Source organism: Ferrimonas balearica, assembly GCF_019802055.1.
Classification (GTDB): Bacteria; Pseudomonadota; Gammaproteobacteria; order Enterobacterales; family Shewanellaceae; genus Ferrimonas; species Ferrimonas balearica_A.
This window is the reverse complement of record NZ_JAHVHW010000004.1, coordinates 450,800-467,511: the sequence shown is the minus strand read 5'-3', so window position 1 is coordinate 467,511 and position 16,712 is coordinate 450,800. Positions and strand designations below refer to the sequence as shown.

Here is a 16,712-nt window from a genome sequence, read left to right as displayed (position 1 = left end):
AAAAGCTTAGTTTGAAATCTCTGGTTACAGCTGGCGCTATTGAAGCGACGCGCCAGCAATGCTCTACTGGCGATCCCTAAGCCATAGAGGACCATGACATTAATGGACGACCCTGATTGTCGACCTAACCCGCCGAAGGCCCACGCAAGTTGGAGGCCTTCAACATGTTAGAACTGATTCTCGACCCCCAAGCCTGGGTCATCTTTGCCACCCTGTTTACCCTCGAGCTGGTGCTCGGCGTCGACAACGTGGTGTTCATCTCCGTCCTGTGCGAGCGATTGCCCGCCTCTCAGCGTCGGTTGGCGCGCAACCTGGGTATCGGTCTGGCGGTTTCCGCCCGTATCGTTCTGGTGTTTTCCATCGCCTGGGTGATGTCACTGACTGAACCGCTGTTTAGCCTTGCTGAGCGTCCCTTTACCGGACGTGACCTCATCATGATTGGTGGTGGTGCCTTCCTGCTGGCCAAGAGTCTGAAGGAGCTCTACCTGTGGCTCAGTCACAGCGAAGCGGCGCACGCCAATAAGCTGCGTACCGGTCTGGCGGTGGTGTTGCTGCAGATCGTGGCGGTGGACGCCGTGTTCTCCATGGACTCGGTGATCACGGCGGTCGGCCTGACCAGCGAGGTGCCGATCATGGTGGCCGCCATTCTGGCCTCGGCGGTGGTGATGGTGCTGACGGCGGAGAAGATCAACCGACTGGTGAGCGAATTCCCGGGCTTTAAAACCCTGGCACTGCTGTTCCTGGTGCTGCTGGGTGGTTTGTTGATGGCGGAGGGCTTTGCCATCCATATCAACAAAGGGTATGTCTACTTTGCCATGGCGTTTGGCCTGGTGCTGGAGCTGTGTCATATCCAGCTGGCCAAGAAGCGTGCGGCGATCAAGGCGACAAGCCTTGCGGCGGAATCTGCCGGATAAGTCCGCTTCGGTCTGAAGGGCGCCCCCAGGGGCGCCCTTTTTTGTTTCGCTCTGGAAAGCCCTACACCTCCCCTTCAAAAACGATCACAGTGGCGCGATTCCGGTGTCATTTTCGCGCCAGTGTTCGAATGAAAGAATCCGAGTGCAACCTACTGAAAATAACGGTATTGTCTTGCCCTTTACTCGGCCCCAACAGGAAGAATGGGAGAGCGTGCTATGGCGAGGTGGTGCCCTCAATGTCCCGATGTGACGATGAACGTCATGGATTATCACGGCGAAGAGGTGGATGAGTGTCCCCGCTGTGGCGGCCTGTGGTTTGAAGAGGGGGAGCTGGACTCCGCGCTCTCCAGCGCCAACAACGGCGATGACAATGTGCAGATGGAGCAGCAGTTGAACGCCTGGCAGCGTAGCTATCATCGGTATTGCCACGCCTGCGAGCGTCCGCTGACCCAAGAGCCCCTGTTGCCGGGCCATGAGTCGGAAGTGAACGCCTGCCGCAGCTGCCTCGGGGTGTTTGTCGACCAGGATTGCCGCGAGATGATTGTGCATTCGCCCCAACTGCAGCGTGATCTGGCGGAGCTCAATGGCGACACCGGCGTGAAAACCTGGGTGTTCCAGTTTCTCTCCAAGATGCCGGTGGAGTTCAATGTCAAACCGCGCACTACGCCCTGGCTGGTGTATCTCCTGATCCTGATTAATGTCGTTCAGTACGGATTGGAAGTGGCGTATCCCGGTTGGACGCAGTGGACCTTCGACCACCTGACCCTGCGGCCGGATCAGGTGATGGCGGGGCAACAGCTCTGGACCCTGCTGACCAACATCTTTATTCATGGCAGCGTGGCGCACCTGCTGGGCAATATGTATTTCCTCTATGTGGTGGGTGACAACCTTGAGGACGTGCTGGGGCGCTGGCGTTTTTTGGCGATCTATCTGGCTTGCGGCCTGGTGGGCGGGGTGGCGCAGGTGCTGTCCGACCCCGGCTCAGACATCCCGATTCTGGGCGCCAGCGGGGCCGTAGCTGGCCTGTTTGGCATGTACCTGATGTGGTTCCGCCACGCCAGCCTCACCTTTATGTTCTGGATATTCCAGAAGAAGCTGAGTCCCGCCTGGTTCTTTGGCATCTGGCTGGTGGTCAACGTGATTGGCGTGGTGCAGCAGGGCGAAGGGGTCGCGTACTGGGCCCACATCGGCGGCTTTGTCAGTGGCCTGATCATCGGTATCGCCTGGCGCCAGCGCATTATGGACGCCAACCCGGTGCTGGCGATGCTGAACCATCCTGAGTTACAGGTTCAGCGATAACGGTATGGTCAGAAACAAAAAAGGCGCCCAATGGGCGCCTTTTTCTATGGCAACAAGATCACTTGTCAGCGCTCTCTTCCAGAGCCGGCTCACCGTTGATGGCGAACAGTTCCACTTCAAACTTCAGCGGAGTGTTCGGGCCGATCATCTGGCCAGCACCACGCTCGCCGTAAGCCAGGTTGGAGGGGATGTACAGCTCGTACTTGGAACCAACCGGCATCAGTTGCAGGCCTTCGGTCCAGCCCTGAATCACACCGTTCAGCGGGAAGCTGATGGTTTCGCCACGGGCGTAGGAGGAATCAAACTCTTCACCGGTGGGCAGGGTGCCGCGGTAGTGTACGGTCACGGTGTCCTCGGCGCTCGGCTTGGCGCCGTCGCCTTCGGTGATCACCTTGTACATCAGGCCGGATTCGGTTTTCACTACGCCTTCGGCCTTCTCCATCTCAGCCAGCCAGGCTTCCCCTTCGGCTCTGACTTTGGCCATCTCGGCATCGCGCTTCTCAGTGGCCAGCTGGGTCACCTTCTGCTCGAACGCCATCAGCACTTCCTGCATCTGCTCGTCGGTCAGCTTGCTGTTGCCAGCCAGGCCATCGGTTACGCCAGCCAGAACCACTTCACGGTCCAGGTTTACGCCCAGTTCCTGCTGCTGATCCAGGCTGCCACCGATGTACTGCGCCATGGAGACGCCGATGGCGTAAGCCACCTTCTGCTCATCAGTGTTCAGAGTAACCTGAGAAGCGGAGGCCTCGGCAGAGGTTTGAGTCTGAGGCTTGGCCGCGTCGTCTTGACAGCCAGCCAGGGCGATAGCGGCGCCGATCAGGCCCACTTTAAACAGCTTGTTCATGATGTTCTCCCAAATGTGTGCCCGATTACTATTGGGGCGATTGGCACAAAGTGCAAGGGGGATAAGGTAATTGGTTTGCATATAGAGCCTTGAATCCACAGACAGTTCCCAATTAAACCGGGGAAACGGACGAAGTTTGGCCAGCGCGTTTTCACTCGGTCTTGAGGGGGGGCTGGGGCCGCTGTCTGGCTCTGCAGGCGGGACGGGCTTGTTGTTTGCCAGGCTCTGCTTTACTCTCAGCCGCTGATTTTAGTGGAGCGAGTTTGTTCATGGCACTTAAAGCCACTGTTTTTAAAGCCCGGGTTCAACTGTCCGATATGGACCGCCACGTTTACCTGGACCAGAGCCTGACCATGGCTCGCCATCCCTCAGAGACCGATCTGCGCATGATGGTGCGCCTGTTGGCTTGGGCGGTTTACGGTGATGAGCGTCTGGAGTTCACCCGTGGCCTCTGTGCCGATGATGAGCCGGAGCTGTGGCAGAAGTCCTACAGCGAGGAGATTGAGCTCTGGATCGATCTGGGGATGCCGGAAGAGACCCGTGTGCGTAAAGCCTGCACCCGCGCCAAGCAGGTGGTGGTCTTCGCTTACGGTGACCGAGCGGTGCCGGTGTGGTGGGAGAAGCATAAGGGCAAGTTCAGCCGCTTCGATAACCTCAAGGTGTGGTTTATCCCGGGAGAGCAGGGCGATGCGCTGGCGGCGATGGCTGAGCGCACCATGGATCTGGCGATCACCATCAGTGACGGCGAAGTGAGCGTCAGCGGCGGTGACCACTATGTGACCCTGACGCCGCAGGCGTTGAACTGAAGGTCGCAGAAAAAAAGCAGGGCGCGTAAGGCGCCCTTTTTTGTGACCGAACCTCGTTACGCCACCGGCGTAAAACCGTCGATGGCAGAGAGTGCCTGTCGCCAGAAATCAGCGGCTTCTGCTAATTCACTCTCCTCATAGGGACGGGTGGGCAGCGCCCCCCAGATGGGGCCAGGCCAGGCGTCATCCCCATCAAAGCGGGCGACGTGATGAACGTGCAGCTGCGGCACTACATTGCCCAGTGCGGCAATGTTCATGCTGTCCGGGTCGAGTGTCTTCTCCATCAGGTTGGCCAACTGACAGGACTCCCGCATCAGCTGAGCCTGGTCGGCCTCGTTAAGGTGATGGATCTCGGTCAGCTCTGCCCGCATCGGAATCAGCAGCAGCCAGGGGTAGCGGCTGTCCCGGTGCAGTCGGACTTCACAGAGGGGCAGGGTGCCCAAAAGCAGGGTGTCGGCGTCCAATCGGGGGTGAAGGGTAAACATAAGTTACTCACTGATTTCAGAGGCGCTTACGCTAACGAAGCCGGCCATCTCGGGCAAGCGTTATCGACGGTCCTGGTACCGTTCTGCGATGGTTCTTATCTCCGGTTCCAGGGTCAGGAACAGGTCCACCAGGTGGGGGTCAAACTGCTGTCCGCGCTCACTCGCCATCTGGGCCAGGGTGTCATCGATGGTCCAGGCCTCCTTGTAGGGGCGTCGCGAAGTCAGGGCATCAAACACGTCTGCGATGGCGACGATGCGCCCCTCAATCGGGATATCTTCGCCCTTAAGCCCCTGCGGATAGCCTTCGCCGTCCCAGCGTTCGTGGTGGGTCAGGGCGATGGTGGTGGCCATCTGCATCAATTCGGTTTCCAGGTCACCCAGGATCTTGGCCCCCAGATCCGGGTGGGTGCGCATCACATCCCACTCCTGATTATCCAGACGGGCCTCTTTCTTCAGAATGTTGTCGGGGATGCCGATTTTGCCGATGTCGTGCATCGGGGCGGCGTGGAGCAGGACCTGGCAAAAGTGCTCCGGCAGGCCCGCAGCCCGGGCCAGGCGCTCGGCATAGTGACTCATACGGATAACGTGCAGGCCGGTCTCGTTGTCCTTGTATTCCGCCGCACGTCCCAGGCACTGCACCACATGCAAGCGGGCCTGTTCCAGCTCCTTAGTGCGTGACCGCACCAGATTTTCCAGATGTTGGGCCTGGTTGTAGAGGGCCAGGTGGGTTTTGACCCGGGCGCGTACGATGGCGGCGTTGACCGGCTTGGTCAGGTAATCCACCGCGCCCACGGCCAGCCCGGCCGCCTCATCGGCCACTTCACCCAGGGCGGTGACAAAGATCACCGGGATGGGGGAGGTCAGGGGTTGGGATTTCAGACGTCGGCACACTTCGAGACCGTCCATCTCCGGCATCATGATGTCCAGCAGGATCAGGTCGGGCGGACTCTGCTGCACAATCTTCAGGGCGGTGGGCCCATTGAGGGCAACCTTAATATGGTATTCGGCCTTGAGAATGCCGACCAGCACATCAATGTTTTCCGGAGTGTCGTCCACCACCAGCAGGGTGGGTTTGGTCTCAGTCATCGTCTGTCGCCTCCTTGGCATCGGCCAGCCACGCTTCGATCCAGGCTTTGGCCTGGTCAAACTGGTACGCTTTGATCAGTGTAGCCAGTGGGGCCAGGTCGGTGCCGTTGGCGCTCTGCGAAAGCTGTTCCACCCGTTCTGCAACGCCGGCGTCATAAGCCTCCAGCAGAGGGATTAGCGCGGCGATGGCGCTCACCAACTCGGCACTGGGCAACGCGGGTCCGGCTGGTGTTGAGACGGGCTTCTGCCAAAGGGTGATCGCCTCCAGTACGGTGTCCAGCGCCTTACCGGCTTTTACCCGCAATGCCGGGTCATCCTCCTGACCGGCCAGTTTCTTCTCCAGCCTCGCCAGCAGCTTAACCAACTCCGGAGCGGCCAGACTGCCCACCAGTCCTTTCAGGCTGTGAGCCTGACGGCGTGCCTGTTCAAAATCACCGTCGCTGACGGACTGGCCAATGGCCTGGATGCTGTCGGTCTGAGATTCGGCAAAGCGGGTCAGCAGGCGGTGATAGAGCTTGGCACTACCCTGAACCAATGCCAGGCCTTTATCCACATCAAGGAGTGGGCTGTGAGGCCAGGGCTGCAATTCGGAATCGGACGCAGACGATGCGTCCTGCAGTGGCGGTTTGGCCTCCTCCGGCGCCAGGAATTGCCAGAGCACCTGATGCAACTGACCCAGATCGATCGGTTTGGCGATGTGCTCATCCATGCCTGCCGCCAGACTGCGCTCCCGGTCCTCCTGCATCGCATTGGCGGTCATCGCGACGATCGGCAGGGAGAGTTTAAGTTCATCCCGAATCGCCCGGCTGGCTTCATAGCCGTCCATCACCGGCATCTGGCAATCCATCAGCACCAGATCGAACTCACCGGTTTTCAGCTTCTCAAGGGCCAGGGCGCCATGTTCGGCGACGCTGACCTTCAGGCCAAGTTGGCGCAGAAACTCGCAGGCCACCTCCTGATTGATCACATTGTCCTCCACCAGCAGTATCCGCTTATTGGCGATGGCGGCAAGTTGTGCCTCACTCATCTGCCAGTGAGCCCGGCGCCGAACCGGCGTGGTGGCGTGATGCTTGTCCAGCAAGCCAAGTAGGGTATCCAGAATGCGGGAGGGGTTGGCGGGCTTTGACAACAGGGCGCCTATCCCAGCCTGTTCCGCCTGCCGCTGCAAAGACTCATCGCCGTAGGCGGAGATCATCAGGATGGTGGCGGTGTTGAACCCCCGCTCTTTCATGGTTTCAGCCAACTCGAGACCGTTCATTTCCGGCATGTCGAAGTCGGTGATCACCAGAACCGGATCATCCAGTTTGTCGAGCTGCTCCAGGGCTTCTTCACCACTGTGTGCGGTCACCACTTCGAAACCAAAGGCCTGCAGGTTTCGCTCCAGGATCTCGAGGGCGGTGTCGTTGTCATCCACCAGCAGGATCTGACGCCCTTCCAGTTCGAACAGCTCCGGCTGCGGGGGTTGCTCCGGTACCGGCAGGTCGAGAGTGAAGTGGAAGGTACTGCCAACGCTGGCGGCGCTGTCCACCTCAATCTGTCCCCCCATAAGGCTGACCAGGCGCTGGCTGATCGCCAGTCCCAGACCGGTTCCGCCATATTTGCGGGTGGTGGAGCTGTCTGCCTGGGAGAAGGATTGGAACAGCCGGGCCTGCTGCTCCGGGCTCATCCCGATGCCGGTATCTCGAACCGACAGGTTCAGGCGCGCCTGGCCCGGCTTCTCCCCTGTCTGGGCCCGTATGGCCAGCACCACTTCGCCCTTGTCGGTGAATTTGATGGCGTTACTGAGCAGGTTGATCAGCACCTGGCCCATACGGAGCCGATCACCGACAACCCGGGCAGGAACCCCCGGCTCCACCGCGAACAGCAGCTCAATGTTCTTCTCTTTGGCTTTCACCGCGAACAGGTCGGACAGTTGCTCCAGCAGCTCATCCAGGGCAAAGGGTTCCTCCTCCAGATCCAGCTTGCCCGCTTCGATCTTGGAGTAGTCCAGAACATCGTTAATGATGCCGAGCAGGGACTGGCTGGCGGAGTCGATTTTGCGCAGGTACTCCTCCTGTCGTGGAGGGAGTTCGGTCTGCAGGCAGAGTTGAGTCATGCCGATGATGGCGTTCATCGGAGTGCGGATCTCATGGCTCATATTGGCCAGGAAGTCCGACTTCGCCTGACTGGCCGCATCGGAGGCTTCTTTGGCCTGACGCAGTGCTTCGTTAACCTGGCGTCGCTCGGTGACGTCGGACATGGTCAGCACTACCGCAGAGAGGTTGCCCTGACTGTCCACCAGCACCACCGCACGGAGGTCGGCCCAGCGCAGCTCCCCATCCGGTTTGCGATAGCGCATCTCCTGAGCGAGATGGCGTTGCTGGCCTGCCAGCAGAGGAGCGATCGCCTTGTTGAAGGCGTCCCGATCCTCCGCAGGCAGCAACTGACTGATGTGCTGCCCCAGCAGTTGGTCGCGCTCCAGTTCAGCAAACTGCTGGAACCGCTCGTTGGCTTCGCCGATCACCCCCTGCTTATTCAGGGTGACGATGGCGATCCCGGCGTTATCGAACAGGGCACGGAAGTGGGCTTCGGAGGCGGACAGTTGCTCCTCCATCGTTTTCCGTTCGCTGATGTTGAGCAGGAACCCGTTCCACCAGAGGGCACCAGATTCGTCGCGGCTGACTTTGGCGCCGATGGAGAACCACTTTGGTACGCCACCGATGATAAATCGAAGCTCCTTGCTCCAGTCCTCGCCCGCCAGAACCGCGTGTTTCAGGGTGCGATCCAGTGCTTTTCGGTCGTCCGGATGGACCAGTTCCAGGACGGCATTAAGGCTTTCCAGAACCCGGCTCTTACTGACCCCCAAAGCCTGACGGATCCCGCCGCTGACAAAACTGCACCCTATCCCCAGTGGCGAGTCTTCCTGTTGCAGCTGGAACACCACACCGGGGATCGATTCAGTAATGGTTTCCAACTGCGCTTTGGCCGCCACCATCTGCTCATGGTTACGGCGGGCCTCGGTGACATCGTGGATGGAACCATCCAGCCACATCGGCTTGCCTTCGTCATCGTAGTGAGCCCGCCCCTTTTCGTAGACCCAGCGAACACGGCCCTGCCGGTTGAGGATGCGGTACTCCAGCGCCCAGCTTTCACCGTTGGCCACGGCGGTGTGCACCACCTCCGACAGACGCGCGTTGTCATCGGGGTGAACCAGGCTGGCGAAGCTGCGTTTGGCGTTGTTGAGAAAATCCTTGGCGGGATAGCCTGATAGCTCCTTGATGTAGTCGGAGATAAAGGCCATGGTCCAGTCTTTATCAAGCGCACAGCGATAGACCACGCCGGGGATGTTGCCCACCAGGGTTCGGAATCGCTCTTCGGACTCCCGCAATTTGCGGTCCATGGCCCGGCGTTCACTGATGTCCCGGATGATGGCGGCGATGCGCTGTTGCTGGCCAGCACTGGCCGGCAGTTCGCTGAGGCTGATCTCCACCGCCAGCAGCGAGCCATCGGCGCGACAGAGAGTCAGGTCCAGCCCCGTGCCCATGGGGCGGGCCTGGGGATCCGTAAGAAACGCTTCCCGTAATCCGGGGTGGTTGGCGCGGCTTTCCGGAGGCACCAGACGCTCAACGGTCTGACCGATCAGCTCATCGCGGGCGTAGCCGGTCAGGGCTTCGGCCTGCTGGTTGAGGTAAACGATGGTGCCATCGGGCTCGGCCAGCAGGATTGCATCGGGAGCGGCGTCCAGCACAGACTGGTACCAGCGTCCCGCCTCCAGCTCTTCGGTCATGTCGGTCAGCAGGGCCTCAATGCCGATCAGGTTGCCCTGCACATCGGTCACCGGCTGCATGTAGGCGCTGAACTGGCGGACACTGCCGTTCTCATGACGCAGGGCCAGCGGATGGGGAGGTACCGCCTGACCGCGCAGCAACTGCTCCTGGTACTGCCAGCTGGTGTCGTTGATCTCCCCCTCAATAAAGAGTCGGGGATAGCGTCGGGCGAAGGTTTCCGGTGCATAGCCCAGTACCGCTTTGACGCTGTCGCTGGCGTGGAGCACCTTGCCTTCCGGATCCATCGCAAAGTAGAAGGCGGTGTCTCCCATCCCCTCCAGCAGTTTGGCCAGGCGACTGCCGTGGGCATCCTGCAAACGCTGTTCCCGCTCTTTCAGGGCCTCTGCCATGCTGAGTAGCCCCTGATCCAGCGCCTGGATCTCTTCGGTGCCCGGCACTTTCAGGGCGGTCAGAGTGCGGCTGCCATGCTGCAGAGCGATAACCCGGTGACGCAGTTGCTCCAGCGGCCGGGCCAGACGACGAGTGAGCCACCAGGCGATCAGGGAGAACAGCAGAGTAAAGAGCAGCAGTTGCAGAATGCTGTTGCGGATCTTGGCGAGAATGGGGGCATCCACCACGCTTGCCGGGCGGGCAATGGCCAGAAGCCAGTCGGTGCTGGGCAGCCTCTGGTAGGCCACCACAAACTCCTCCTCATCCGCCATCACAATGCGAAGAATCCCCTTGTCGGTGTCTCTCAGCACCAACAGCAGTTCGTCATTCTCATCGGTGGGGGCCAGCAGTTGGGACAGGTTGCGGTTGAGAATGAAGTCGGGGTTGGAGTGGGCAAGAAGATAACCGTCCCGGTCCAGGATCAGCAGTTCCTCCATCCCAACATCCAGCAGATCGTGCAGCCGCTCCAGCGCCAGGTCGCCGGTGACGACCCCCTGGAAACGCCCCTGGTAGAAAAACGGGGCGCTGTAGGTGGTCATCAGAATGTTGCCGGCGCTGTCATCAAAGTAGGCCGGGGTCCAGTAACTGCTGTTCTTCTTGGCGGGCACTTCCCACCAGGCCCACTCCCCGTCGGTGTAGTCATAGGCGTTGGCGGCGATGTCCATGCTCTGGGTGCCGCTGTTGTCGCGCCAGGAGTAGGGGCTGAAGGGTTTGCCCAGCAGGTTGGGGTCGAGCGCGATGGCGCTGCCGTAGAGGTAGGGGTTGTTTTGAAGGTGGAGGCGGGTGAGTCGGTAGAGCTGGGTTTCGTCGAGTTCTGGCTCCTCGCTCAGCAGGATGACGGAGCTGGTGACGGTGGTTACCACGCCGGTGAGGATCCCATCCAGACGTTCCGCCACCAGTGTGACTTCATTATCCAGATGGTGGCGGATCTCTTTTTGCCACTCACGCTGCTCAATGTAGAGGTTGAACCCCATGATGGCGATAAGCAGCAATACCATCGGCAACAGCAACTGCCAGAGAAGATGTTGGCGCAACGGCGGCGGTTTGGAAGTGGCCGCCGTGCTGGGAGAAACGTCGTTCATGTCCAGGCCGGTCCCGTCTCTAGGTTAGGAGACAGTGTAGCCCGAAACCTCTTAGGACTTTGATAAATATGTCAATTTATTGATCTTAATGAATCAATTAGAAAGTGACTACGCCGCTGATCATCAGGCCGTCGTCCAGTACCACCGGGGCGACCTGCAGTGGAGAGTGGGGGTCCACCAGCCACTGGTTGAAGGCGATGCCGATGGCGGCGCCAGCGAGGACATCGGCCCAGTGGTGATCGCCTGTGTTGACCCGGCTTACGGCGGTCCAGGAGGCGAGGGCGTAGGCGGGGGCGCCGTAGGCCCAGCCATAACGTCGCTGCATATAGGCGGCGGCAGAGAAGGCGTTGGTGGCGTGGCCACTGGGGAAACTGTCGTTGTCACTGCCATCGGGACGCTCGGCATCCACGGCGGACTTCAGAGCCAGGGTGGTGGCGCTGCTGGCGGCAAAGCTCAGGCCAAACTGCCACAGACCCTCGTAATCGGATTTCCACAGGCTGGTGCCTGCCGCTGCCACCGGCAGCGCGATGCGAAGGGCGGAAGCCAGCTCTTCGCTGTCGGCTTTAGCCGGGCTGGCGATTAGGAAAATCAGGGGGAGTAAGCGTTTAAACCACATAAAAAAAGCTGCCGTGAAAAAATCACGGCAGCTTATCAGATCCGGTGCAGTTCGCTAAGTCTTAGCGGTTACCGAAGCTGTCACCATCGCGGCGACGGCCACGGTGGCCTTCACCATCGCGGTCGCGGCGACCACGGAAGCTGTTGTCACCATCACGGTCACGACGGCCACGGAAGTTGCTGTCGCCATCACGACGGCCACGGAAGTTGCTGTCACCATCACGACGGCCACGGAAGTTGCTCTCGCCATCACGACGACGACCTTCACCGCGGAAACCACCACGACGGTCATCACGGCCACCGTCACGACCACCTTCACGGCGCGGACGCGGCTCGATCACTTCGTTGGTGCGCTCGGCAGACAGCGGACGGCTGCGAACCGTTACGCTCTTCAGCTTGGTCAGCACGTCGGCAGGCATGGCAGCCGGCAGCTGTACCAGAGAGTGTGCATCGTGCAGACGGATCTGACCGATGTAGTTGCTCTCCAGCTGGATTTCGTTAGCGATGGCGCCAACGATGTCCTTCACCTGGGTACCGTGCTCACGGCCCACTTCCAGACGGTAGGTATCCCACTGGATGTCCGGACGCGGCTTGCGCTCGCGACGCTCACCACGCTCACCACGTTCACCACGGTCACCACGCTCGCCGCGCTCGCGCTCGAAACGGGGGGCCGGATCGGCTTTCGGCTTCAGCGGTTTGCTGCGCTGACGCTGGAACAGCAGAGCGGCAGCCAGTTGCTCCATAGACAGCTCGTTCTGTTCAGCCATCTCCTGCAGCATGCCGGTCATTTCAGCCAGATCGGTCTGGGCAACGCATTCGGCCAGCTCGATGCTCAGCTTGGCAACACGGTGTTTGCCCAGCTCTTCCGCAGTCGGCATATCCATCATTTCGATGGTGCCGCCGGTGGAGCGCTCGTAGAAGCGCAGCTGACGCAGTTCACGCGGACGGGCGAACAGGATCGCTTCACCGCTGCGGCCAGCACGGCCGGTACGACCGATACGGTGTACGTAGGACTCGGAGTCCATCGGCAGATCGAAGTTCAGCACGTGAGTGATGCGCGGAACGTCCAGACCACGGGCCACAACGTCAGTGGCGATCAGGATGTTGATCTTGCCTTTGTGCAGCTGGGCAACGGTGTGCTCACGCTGCTGCTGGCTCATGTCGCCGTTCAGAGCGGCGGCCTTGAAGCCCATGTTGTTCAGGTGGTTGGCCAGCTCCATGGTGTCGTTACGGGTACGAACGAACACGATCATGGCGTCGTAGTCCAGGGTTTCGGACAGACGCTCAAGGGCGGTCAACTTGTTCAGGCCGGATACTTTCCAGGCCTTCTGCACGATGTTGGATTTCTGAGTCCGGTCGGACGCGATCTTCACGTGCTTGGGATCTTTCAGGAAACGCTCGGCAATGCGGCGGATCTGAGTCGGCATGGTCGCGGAGAACAGCGCCATTTGAGTTTGATCCGGCAGGTGCTCCAGGATCCACTCGATGTCTTCGAGGAAGCCCATGTTGAGCATCTCGTCCGCTTCGTCCAATACACAGCACTGAATGCTATCCAGCTCGATGCTGCCGCGACGGATGTGATCCATCAGACGGCCAGGGGTAGCAACAACTACCTGAGTGCCACGCTCGAGATCGCGCAGCTGAGGGCCGTAGGGCTGGCCACCGTACAGGGTGGTCACGCGCAGGCCTTTCATATTGACGGCAAACTCTTCCAGGGCAGTGGCCACCTGGATAGCCAGTTCGCGGGTCGGGGCCAGTACCAGCATCTGTGCGGCACGTTGGCGGGGGTCGATGCCAGCCAGAGCAGGCAGACCGAAGGCAGCGGTTTTACCGGTACCAGTAGCGGCTTCACCCAGGATATCGTGGCCATCCAGCATAAAGGGGATAGCTTGAGCCTGAATCGGGGTGGGGGAAGTGAAGCCCATAGCGGCAAGGGCGCTCAGCAGCGACTCGGGCAGACCGAGGCTGGAAAATTCAACACTGTTAGACATTAGGTGCTCTGTATTGGGGCAGGGGAGGGCCCTGCAAAAATAGTGAGAGGTGAGAGCCCAGAGACGGTCCCAAAATTAATGAAGTCGTCTGGCGCTGGTCACCCCCGATTCTCAAGCCCGACAGGCATGTGCGATTAGAGGTCGAACTTGAAGGCGCGCATTATACGGGGTCAGGCGTAAATCGCAAGCAGTTTGGTGGAAAATCGACCATTTGTTTTCACGAGCGGGGTCAATCAGGGTTCCAGCCCCTCCTGAACCACCAAACAATCAAAGGTCTGGGCCTGCATCCCGGGCGACCAATGGTGCCATCCGCCCTTTCGCATCAGGGCGTCCACAAACGCCGTTTTACTGCGGACCCCTTCCCACACTTGAGGCAGGAAAATCGCCTGTCGCCCGCCCTGTTTCAGGATCAGCCCCTCTCCGGGGCAAAGATCGGCTTCCAGCGCGGCTCGGTCACTGGCCGGGAGCGGCCGTTTCGGGCCCAGCGCACTGATGCTGATGTGGCTGCGTGCCAGCTCCGCTTCGGTCAGCGGCGGGAAGCGGGGATCGGCAAAGGCGCACTGACGGGCCAGGTAAGCGATGCTCTCTGCCAGTGGACGGTCGTTATTGGTGGCGCCGATGCATCCTCGTAGCTCGCCATCGGTATGGAGGGTGACGAACAGGTCCACGATCTGGTCTCCCAGCATCAACTCAGGCAAAGGTTCGGGATGCCAGACGGAGGCGATGCTGGCTCGTGCCAGAGCCAACCAGCGACGTTGCTCTTCAGCAGAGGGCGAAAGCGGCATAACCCACCACCCTGTTGTGATCACCACTGACCTGCGCCGAGTTGCCCCGAGCGACCAGATGAGGACGGATGCCGGTTCGTTTTGCCCAGCACAGCGCACCGTTGAGAGGGTAGGCGCCACAGGCTTCCTCCCCAAGAAGGTCGTCACTGAGGGAGAGGATGCGGGCGATGGTGTGCTGATCCCGCTGTTCTGCTTCGCTTTCAGTCAGGAAGTGGCTCATGTCGGTACTGACGATCAGCAGGTCGTCCGGCTGCATCAGTGCGCTCAGGCAGTCAGCCAGGGTTTCCGAACGGATCGCACCCACCACCATCGGCAGCAACAGGCACCCGGACAGACGCACCTGAATAAAGGGCAGCTGCACCTCCAGTGCGTGCTCCCGGGCGTGCGCCAGGTTGTCGATACGGGTCTCATACCGACCATCCAGCTCGCTAAGTGCGTCGGTATCCAGCGCCACTCGGCCAAGTGGGGTCTGATAGTGGGTCCAGTCGGGCAGCGCAATGCCCCTGACGGCTTTGGTATGGGCGGGTCCCATCAGAATCACCCGGCGGAACCCTTGTTCCGGCAGGGTCAGGTAGGCTCTGGCGGCGATGGCGCCCGAGTAGAGATAACCGGCATGAGGGACGATAAGGCCCCTGGGCGGGGCGGGCAGAGCCGGTTTGGGTTGGCTCAACAGCAGGTCAACTTCCCGGGCCAGTTCGCTGGCTTCCCCGGGATAGAAGTAACCGGCCACGGCAGCGGGACGGATCCTCATGGTGATGCTCCCCATCGGGCTCGTTGGCAGGCCCGACACTATGATTATAGGGTGAGCATCGAGGAGAGTCGGCATGTCAGGCAGTACGGTTTCCACCCGGTATTGGGAGGCGCTGGAGGACGGTAGAGTTCGCTGCACCCTGTGTCCCAGATTGTGCACGGTCAGAGAGGGCCATCGGGGGGTCTGTTTTGTCCGAAAAGCGGAGCAGGGCCAAATAGTGATGACCAGCTATGGTCGCTCCTCCGGCTTCTGTATCGACCCCATCGAGAAGAAACCCCTGAATCACTTTCTGCCGGGCACGCCGGTGCTGTCGTTCGGCACCGCAGGCTGCAATCTTACCTGCCAGTTCTGCCAGAACTGGGACATCAGCAAATCCCGGGAGATGGATACGCTGGCGGGCCAGGCAACCCCGCAACAGCTGGCACAGGCCGCAGAGCGGATGGGGTGTCGCAGCATCGCCTTTACCTACAACGATCCAGTGATCTTTATGGAGTACGCCCTGGATGTGGCGGAAGTCTGCCGCGACAAGGGGATAGAGAGTGTTGCCGTTACTGCCGGTTACATCAATCCGGAGCCCCGGAGCGAGTTCTTTGCCGGAATGGACGCGGCCAATGTGGATCTGAAAGGGTTCACCGAGGGATTCTATAAGCGCGTCTGCGGCGGGCACCTGGAGCCGGTCCTGGATACGCTGCGTTTCCTCCGTCGTGAAACGGAGGTCTGGTTTGAGATCACCACCTTGCTGATTCCCGACTTGAATGACTCCGACAGCGAACTTCATCAGATGGCGGCCTGGATCCGGGACGAACTCGGGCCGGATGTGCCCTTGCACTTCTCCGCCTTTCATCCCGATTTCAAGATGCTGGACCGGCCAGCCACGCCTCCGGCCACACTGACACGGGCTAGGAGCATCGCCATGGAAGAGGGGTTGCACTATGTCTACACCGGCAATGTGCATGACCCCAAGGGGGGAAGCACCTGGTGTCCGGGGTGTGGTGCGTTGGTAATAGAGCGGGACTGGTATCAGCTGGGGCAGTGGGGCGTAAAAGTCGACGCCACCGGTGCCGGCCAATGTGCCAAATGTGGCGAAGCAATACCGGGCCGGTTTGAGGCCGAACCCGGTCGCTGGGGGCGTCGTCGTGTTCCGATCAGAATGGGCGACTAGTCTGTCGGCAGAGCGGCACTCTCGATCTCCAATGCTCTTGCACGGGCGGGACGATCGGTCAGTCTGGCCCTGAACGCTTCGGCTCTGGGGCTGAGTGGCTGCTTGAAAGCGGTGGCCCAGCTCAGCGTGTGGGCCAGTAAAATATCGGCAACCGTAGGCTCATCACCCAGCAGAAAGCCCTGTTCAGGAATGCGCGCCTCGACCTCTTGTAATGCCTTGGCAAACTCCCATTGGGCGGTGGCCAGAACCGCCTCCACCCGCTGTGACGGTGGCAGGGCGAACTTGTGTTTGCCCATGGTCCAGAGCGGCTGCTCCAGTTCGGTCAGGATATAGCAGAGCCAGAAATCGTGCTGCGCGTCTTCATTGCTGCCCGGGGCCGGTAGGAAGCGGCCGTTGCCGTAGCGCTTGGCCAGGTAGAGAGCAATGGCACCGGATTCGATCAGGGTGAGATCACCATCGGTGAGCGCCGGGATTTTGCCTGCCGGATTGATGGCCAGGTATTCCGGGCTGCGATGTTCCCGTTGGTTGAAGTTCACCAGATGGTACTGCCAGGGGATGGCCAACTCCTCCAGTAACCAGCTGATCCGAAGCGAGCGAGACTTGGGAAATCCGTACAGGGTGATCATATCCATCTCCTTATGGGGTACTGCTCAGAACCTAGCAGTTTCCCGGCGGCAGCACCATTGAGCGACCGGA

Annotated in this window: 13 protein-coding genes; 4 read left to right on the top strand and 9 right to left on the bottom strand. The window is 60.3% G+C overall.

The genetic code is table 11. From position 1 onward, the window contains the following. Nucleotides 1-164: 164 nt before the first annotated feature. Entirely contained in the window at nucleotides 165-914 is a 750-nt protein-coding gene (locus tag KUV52_RS03040; RefSeq protein ID WP_222524442.1) for a TerC family protein, read from the top strand. Between the two features lie 201 nt (nucleotides 915-1,115). Further along, nucleotides 1,116-2,213: a rhomboid family intramembrane serine protease gene (locus KUV52_RS03035; RefSeq protein ID WP_315901008.1), complete on the top strand. Its 1,098-nt coding sequence runs from the start codon at nucleotides 1,116-1,118 to the stop codon at nucleotides 2,211-2,213. A gap of 58 nt (nucleotides 2,214-2,271) precedes the next feature. On the opposite strand, the gene fkpA is transcribed toward KUV52_RS03035, so the two are convergent. Beyond that, entirely contained in the window at nucleotides 2,272-3,057 is a 786-nt protein-coding gene (fkpA, locus tag KUV52_RS03030) for an FKBP-type peptidyl-prolyl cis-trans isomerase (protein WP_222524440.1), read from the bottom strand. A gap of 269 nt (nucleotides 3,058-3,326) precedes the next feature. Here fkpA and KUV52_RS03025 point away from each other — a divergent pair, with 269 nt between their 5' ends. Further along, nucleotides 3,327-3,863, top strand: coding sequence for a YaeQ family protein (locus KUV52_RS03025; RefSeq protein WP_222524439.1), 537 nt, complete (start codon nucleotides 3,327-3,329; stop codon nucleotides 3,861-3,863). A gap of 56 nt (nucleotides 3,864-3,919) precedes the next feature. On the opposite strand, the gene KUV52_RS03020 is transcribed toward KUV52_RS03025, so the two are convergent. The 7 genes from KUV52_RS03020 to amrB form a co-directional block, all read right to left on the bottom strand. Then, the gene (locus KUV52_RS03020) at nucleotides 3,920-4,348 is read right to left on the bottom strand and encodes an HIT domain-containing protein (RefSeq protein WP_222524438.1); all 429 of its coding nucleotides are present in this window, start codon (nucleotides 4,346-4,348) and stop codon (nucleotides 3,920-3,922) included. A gap of 60 nt (nucleotides 4,349-4,408) precedes the next feature. Continuing rightward, nucleotides 4,409-5,434 (bottom strand): two-component system response regulator, encoded by a 1,026-nt coding sequence (locus KUV52_RS03015; protein ID WP_222524437.1) that lies wholly within the window; start codon nucleotides 5,432-5,434, stop codon nucleotides 4,409-4,411. Further along, nucleotides 5,427-10,712, bottom strand: coding sequence for a PAS domain S-box protein (locus KUV52_RS03010; RefSeq protein WP_222524436.1), 5,286 nt, complete (start codon nucleotides 10,710-10,712; stop codon nucleotides 5,427-5,429). The genes KUV52_RS03015 and KUV52_RS03010 overlap by 8 nt, the downstream gene beginning before the upstream one ends. A gap of 97 nt (nucleotides 10,713-10,809) precedes the next feature. Continuing rightward, the gene (locus KUV52_RS03005; protein WP_222524435.1) at nucleotides 10,810-11,328 is read right to left on the bottom strand and encodes a phosphatase PAP2 family protein; all 519 of its coding nucleotides are present in this window, start codon (nucleotides 11,326-11,328) and stop codon (nucleotides 10,810-10,812) included. A 61-nt stretch (nucleotides 11,329-11,389) separates the two neighbouring features. Next, a complete protein-coding gene (locus KUV52_RS03000; RefSeq protein WP_222524434.1) occupies nucleotides 11,390-13,318 on the bottom strand; it encodes a DEAD/DEAH box helicase in 1,929 nt (642 codons plus the stop codon). A gap of 233 nt (nucleotides 13,319-13,551) precedes the next feature. After that, a complete protein-coding gene (gene amrA, locus KUV52_RS02995) occupies nucleotides 13,552-14,103 on the bottom strand; it encodes an AmmeMemoRadiSam system protein A (protein WP_222524433.1) in 552 nt (183 codons plus the stop codon). Then, nucleotides 14,081-14,854, bottom strand: a complete 774-nt coding sequence (gene amrB, locus KUV52_RS02990; RefSeq protein ID WP_222524432.1) for an AmmeMemoRadiSam system protein B — start codon at nucleotides 14,852-14,854, stop codon at nucleotides 14,081-14,083. Before amrB ends, amrA begins: the two co-directional genes overlap by 23 nt. Nucleotides 14,855-14,927: 73 nt before the next feature. Between amrB and amrS the strand changes: the two genes are divergently transcribed. Continuing rightward, entirely contained in the window at nucleotides 14,928-16,016 is a 1,089-nt protein-coding gene (amrS, locus tag KUV52_RS02985; RefSeq protein ID WP_222524431.1) for an AmmeMemoRadiSam system radical SAM enzyme, read from the top strand. Here the strand turns inward: amrS and KUV52_RS02980 are convergent. Further along, nucleotides 16,013-16,642: a glutathione S-transferase family protein gene (locus tag KUV52_RS02980; RefSeq protein ID WP_222524430.1), complete on the bottom strand. Its 630-nt coding sequence runs from the start codon at nucleotides 16,640-16,642 to the stop codon at nucleotides 16,013-16,015. The two genes, amrS and KUV52_RS02980, sit on opposite strands and share 4 nt — an antisense overlap. Nucleotides 16,643-16,712: the final 70 nt, after the last annotated feature.

Bases quoted from the DNA above. Each gene is read 5' to 3' on its own strand.
- KUV52_RS03010 (WP_222524436.1), bottom strand. From the start codon at position 10,712: ATGAACGACGTTTCTCCCAGCACGGCGGCCACTTCCAAACCGCCGCCG.
- KUV52_RS03040 (WP_222524442.1), top strand. From the start codon at position 165: ATGTTAGAACTGATTCTCGACCCCCAAGCCTGGGTCATCTTTGCCACC.
- KUV52_RS03020 (WP_222524438.1), bottom strand. From the start codon at position 4,348: ATGTTTACCCTTCACCCCCGATTGGACGCCGACACCCTGCTTTTGGGC.
- KUV52_RS03015 (WP_222524437.1), bottom strand. From the start codon at position 5,434: ATGACTGAGACCAAACCCACCCTGCTGGTGGTGGACGACACTCCGGAA.
- amrS (WP_222524431.1), top strand. From the start codon at position 14,928: ATGTCAGGCAGTACGGTTTCCACCCGGTATTGGGAGGCGCTGGAGGAC.
- KUV52_RS02980 (WP_222524430.1), bottom strand. From the start codon at position 16,642: ATGATCACCCTGTACGGATTTCCCAAGTCTCGCTCGCTTCGGATCAGC.
- fkpA (WP_222524440.1), bottom strand. From the start codon at position 3,057: ATGAACAAGCTGTTTAAAGTGGGCCTGATCGGCGCCGCTATCGCCCTG.
- KUV52_RS03025 (WP_222524439.1), top strand. From the start codon at position 3,327: ATGGCACTTAAAGCCACTGTTTTTAAAGCCCGGGTTCAACTGTCCGAT.
- KUV52_RS03005 (WP_222524435.1), bottom strand. From the start codon at position 11,328: ATGTGGTTTAAACGCTTACTCCCCCTGATTTTCCTAATCGCCAGCCCG.
- amrB (WP_222524432.1), bottom strand. From the start codon at position 14,854: ATGAGGATCCGTCCCGCTGCCGTGGCCGGTTACTTCTATCCCGGGGAA.
- KUV52_RS03035 (WP_315901008.1), top strand. From the start codon at position 1,116: ATGGGAGAGCGTGCTATGGCGAGGTGGTGCCCTCAATGTCCCGATGTG.
- amrA (WP_222524433.1), bottom strand. From the start codon at position 14,103: ATGCCGCTTTCGCCCTCTGCTGAAGAGCAACGTCGCTGGTTGGCTCTG.
- KUV52_RS03000 (WP_222524434.1), bottom strand. From the start codon at position 13,318: ATGTCTAACAGTGTTGAATTTTCCAGCCTCGGTCTGCCCGAGTCGCTG.